Below are 789 nucleotides of genomic sequence, written 5' to 3' on the forward strand. Positions count from 1 at the left end.
ATCCACTTTATCCGTTTACTATTACTATGTTTGACTCACACTTAAACATCGTTTCATATTCTATATCTAAAGTTATTACGTCAGGAAATTAAGAATTATAATACCTCTATAAATAATATTTAATGTTCATTAAGCACCATCGTGAAAACAGGTGCCTAATGAACGATGATAGAAATTTATTTCGCAACAACAGACAGTTCTACGTCGAATTCTTCACGACCACTGATGCTGAAATAGTATTGTCCCATTTTGATCGACCCGTCTTCATTTTTTGGGATTGAAATCGTTTCGTTACTACCATGGGTGTAGTTCGACCATTCGTACTCGAAGTAGTGGCATACTTTGTCGTAACAAGCGTATAGATCGGCATCACCAGTGCCGGAGATAGACACTTCTAGTTGATTATAACTTTCTGAAACATCGACAAAGAAGAGCGTTTCAGAGAACTTTTTACCACTTACCTGGATGCTGGTATTGAGTTCGATTTTCTTAGGCTTCTCTTTCGGTTTTGGCTGAGAAATATCCGAATCGTCAATGTCTTTCGTCACCTCATCCAGCCACGAATGAAACTCGGTATTGTAAGCAGGCCCTAATCGTTCAAGCAGTTTTACCCACTCTTTGTATTGGCCGGTACGCGAGTAACCTAACAGTTCAGTAACGTCTTCAGGATGCTTCTCTATCATGAAGCGCACAGCTAAGTAGCCCCAGCGGTACACACGGTTTAAACCGTCGCTGTAGTTCGTACTGAACACGTCTGCCAATGTGTGCGTCTTTTCTTTGCCAAGTACT

General features: G+C 40.6%; 1 protein-coding gene. It reads right to left on the reverse strand.

Going from position 1 to position 789, the window contains the following annotated elements:
- Nucleotides 1-176: 176 nt before the first annotated feature.
- The coding region (locus R7Z49_RS24360) for a collagenase (protein WP_318112275.1) at nucleotides 177-789 on the reverse strand (613 nt) is incomplete at its 5' end.

It is taken from the genome of Vibrio sp. 1562 (assembly GCF_033340155.1).
Classification (GTDB): Bacteria; Pseudomonadota; Gammaproteobacteria; order Enterobacterales; family Vibrionaceae; genus Vibrio; species Vibrio alginolyticus.